Below are 3,772 nucleotides of genomic sequence, written 5' to 3' on the forward strand. Positions count from 1 at the left end.
GGGCGGGCTCCCCAGCCCGCCCCACACGGGGGTTCTCCCGTGCCGGGAAGCCGCGGCCACCGGGACCGGGACCTCCCGGCCCTGACTCCGGGACCGGAGCCGCCCGAGCCCGCGTCCGGGGGGACCGGGAGACCCGCCTCCGGCGCTACTGCTGGGTGAGGGAGTTGACCAGGACCCCGCCCAGGGCGCCGTGGGCGCGCTTGGTGGCGGGGCGCAGGGCGCCCACGTCGATCCTGGTGTAGGACGAGCCCAGGTGGTCGTCCCAGGGGATGCGGACGATGGCGCGGCACCGGCCGCGGGCCACCCGCTCGGCGGCGTCCACATCCTGGAGGCTGCGCTTGCTGACCCCGTTGACCACGAGCACGGACCTGGCGCGCAGGGCGCCGTAGCCGTTGCCGTCCAGCCAGTCGAAGGTCATGGAGACCGCGCGCTCGGCGTCGGCGTTGGCCGGGGCGACCAGCACCAGCCCGTCGGCGACCGGCAGGGCCCGAGCCACGCCCGTGGCCGCCGGGTCCAGCAGGGTGACGCCGTAGAACCCGCCGAGCAGCGAGGCCAGCTGACCGTAGTCGCGGTCGTCCAGGGTCTGCACGTAGGGGTCGTCCAGGGTCTGCACGACCTCCAGGCCGGTCGCGGTCCGGCTGGTGTAGCCGCTCATCCGGGAGTAGTCCTGGATCGCCTCGGCGTTGGCCAGCAGCCCGGTGAGGGTCTCGGGCGTCTGTGCGCCGACGCGGCGGGAGAGGCCGTTGGGTCCGGGGTTGACGTCGACGGCCACGACGAGGTCGTCGCGGTGCGCGGCCAGGGTGTGGCCGATCATCAGTGCGGTGACGGTCTGCCCGGCGCCGCCGGTGCAGCCCAGCACGACGAGGCTGCGCGGACCGTCCAGCGGGGTGCGCAGGCGCTCGATGTCGCTGGGCGGCAGGTCGGAGCGCACGGGGGCCGCCCCGCCGGTGACGACCTTGGCCAGGCGCCGCCAGCCCCGGGTGCCGCCGGAGTCGCTGGCGGCGGGCTCCTCGGCCCGTCGTCGGGGTTCGGGCTCCTCGGTCCGGTGGGCGGGGACGCCGTTGGGGGTGTCGCCCAGGCGCTCCTGTTCGCCGGTGCCGTGGTCGAGTTCCAGCGCGGTCCCGGGTTCGCGCGCGGGCGGCTCGGGCTCCTCTCCGGGCGCGGGCTGGCCGAAGAGCTGGCCGAGCCTGCGCGCGTTCTGCGCCACCCGGTGGAAGACGCCGTCGTGCGGGTCCTCGGACTCCCGCGGCTCCTCGGCGGGGTGCTCCTGACCGGCGGTCGGGGTGGGACGGTCCGTGAGTGCCCCGTCCTCGGTCCGCCCGGTGTCCTGGACGGCCGGCGGGGAGGTCCGCTCCTCCTCGGTGGAGGTCTCCTCCTGCGCGAGGGCGTCGGCCATGCTGGGGTTGGCCCTCGGGTCGCGTGCGGCGCCGTTGCGGTCCTCCCGCGCCCCGGAGGCGGCGCGGGCGGTCCCGGCACCCTGGTGCCCGCTCCGGCGGCCGGCGGCCGGGTCGGGCTTGGCGGAGGTGTCCGTGTCCCGGCTCGCGGAGTCGGCGGTGCCGGTGGCGCGCATGCTCCAACGGGCGCGGAAGGACGCGTCGCCGCGGTCGGCTCCGGCGGAACCGGAGGCCGCGGGTGCCGCTGCGCCGTCGGAGCCCCGGGCCTCGCCGGGGTCCCGCTCGTCCCGGCGCACGTTCTGCCGGCGGCGGGCCAGGGCCTCGGCCTCGGCCCTCTCCAGGTCGGAGGCGGTGCGTCGGCGGACCTGGTCGGTGCCCGGGTCCACGCGGACGTTGCCGTCCCCGCGCCCGTGGTCGTCCCGGACCTCGACGAAGCTGACGAGTTCGCCGGTTCCGTGGTCGAGCTGGGTGGGCGGCTTGGGCTCGTCGGCCGGGGCCCGCCCGGCCGGGGCGGCCTCACCGGCCACCTCGCCGGCGGTGGTCTCGGGGGCGTCCCCGGATGCGGCCGGGACGGCGTTCTCCTCGCGCAGCTCGTTGGCGGGGATGAGGGGGTTGCCCCGGTCACCCACCTTGGGCTGGTCGGGGTGGCGCTTCCTGCCGTCCTCGAACCACCGCGAGGGGTCCTTGGCGTCGCGCTCCTGTGTGGGAACGGCGTCGGCGAACTTCGGGCGCGGCGGCGCCGGGGTGTCGGCGGTGATGAGGTGGTTGTCGAGCACGGACATGTGCTCGTTCCACTCGGGGCCGCGGTCCTGGGACTCCTCGCGCGGCGTCCCGGGCATGGCGTCCTGCTCGCCGGTGCCGTGGTCGAGTTCCAGGACGGGCTTGTGGGGAGAGCGTTCGGCCGCGGGTGCCACGGGCACGGCGGTGTCCGGAGTGACCCGGGTGTCGGGGGTGTCCGGAGTGGTCGTGTCGTCCGGGGCGGTCGTGCCCTGAGCCGCCGCGTCCACAGCGGGACGGGCGTCCACGCCGCGGGGAGCGGTCCGCGCGGCGGCGGTCTCGGGGCTGGTGGTGTCCCCGTTCCCGGCGGTGTCCTCGGGAAGAACGGTGTCGCCGCGCCCCGTGGCGGGCCGGTGCTCGACGGTCTCCTCTGCCCCGGTGGGGCTCCCGTTCCCGGTGACGTCCCCGGGCCCGGCGGTGCTCGCACGCCCGTCCGTGTCCCCGTGTCCGCTGGTGGCCTCGTGCCCCGTGGCGGACCGGTACCCGACGTCCCCGGGCCCGGCGGTGTCCCCGTGTCCGGCGAGGCCGCGCTGCGGGACGGTCTCCTCGTCTCCCGTGACGGACCCGCGCTGGGCGTCCTCGGAGCCGGTGGTGCTCCGGCGGGGGGCGACCGAGGGGCCCTCCGGTCCGGAGGCGGACCCGCGCCCGGAGGCCTCGGCGTCCCGCGTACCCGTGCCGGGAACGGCCTCCGCGGAGACTCCGGACCCGTCCCGTGCCGTGTCCTGTTCCGCACGCGCCACAGGACGAGCGGTCTCCGCCGCCCCGTCCGCGTCCGTGGTCCCGGGCGCACCGGTCGCACTCGCGGTGTCCTCGGCCCCGACCGGGTCCTCCCGGCGTTCGGTGCGCGCGGGCGCGTCTGCGTCCTCGGTCGCGCGGGCCTCCTCCTGCGGCGTCGCGGAGGAGGGCGGCAGCCAGGGCAGGGCACCGGCCTCGGCCGGGGGGCGGCCGGTGGCGGCCGCGTAACGGGCGGCGTAGTCCGACAGGTCGCCGTAGCCGGCCGCGGGCTCGGCCTTCTTCTCCAGTTCCCAGGGGGCGGCGTGGGGGCGCCCCCTGCGGCGGGGCGGCTCCGGCTCCTCGCCGGTGCCGGGAAGCCCCTGCCCCCGGGCGCGGGAGGTCGGCAGCTCCCTCGGGCCGCGCTCCCGCACGCGCTCGGTGCGGCGCTGTTCCTCCAGGTCCTTGGCAACCCTGAGGCCCTGCGTACGGCCGCGCAGGCGCCGGGCCGCGGCGGTCTCCTCCTCGTCGGAGCCGGAGACGCGCCGCTCGTCCACCGCGTCGACCACCTCCCCCCGGCTCATGGCCGCGGTGTCGCCGACGCTGTAGGCGCTCTTGGAGGTCAGGCCGAGGGGGGTCTCGCCGGAGGAGGCGCGCAGGCGGGAGAACCACTCGTCGCTGTCGCGCTGCTCCTCGCCCTCGGTCTCGTAGATCCTCTCCCGCGCGAAGCCGTCCTCGGGGTCCTCAGCGGTGTCCGCCTCGGGCCCGCAGGGTTCCTCCTCCCGGGGTTCCCGTGGTGCGGACCCCAGGGCGAAGCCGAAGTAGTTGAGCACGCGGCGGCCGACTCCGCGCCGGGGCCCGTCGGGCGCTCCACCGCCCCCTTCGGAGGC

At 77.4% G+C, this 3,772-nt stretch carries 1 protein-coding gene; it reads right to left on the reverse strand.

From position 1 onward, the window contains the following. Positions 1-145: 145 nt before the first annotated feature. On the reverse strand, positions 146-3,772 hold a 3,627-nt coding region (locus tag DQW06_RS23570; RefSeq protein ID WP_232833133.1), incomplete at its 5' end, for a hypothetical protein.

The sequence above is a fragment of the Nocardiopsis sp. TNDT3 genome (assembly GCF_003427465.1).
In the GTDB taxonomy this organism is placed as follows: domain Bacteria; phylum Actinomycetota; class Actinomycetes; order Streptosporangiales; family Streptosporangiaceae; genus Nocardiopsis; species Nocardiopsis dassonvillei.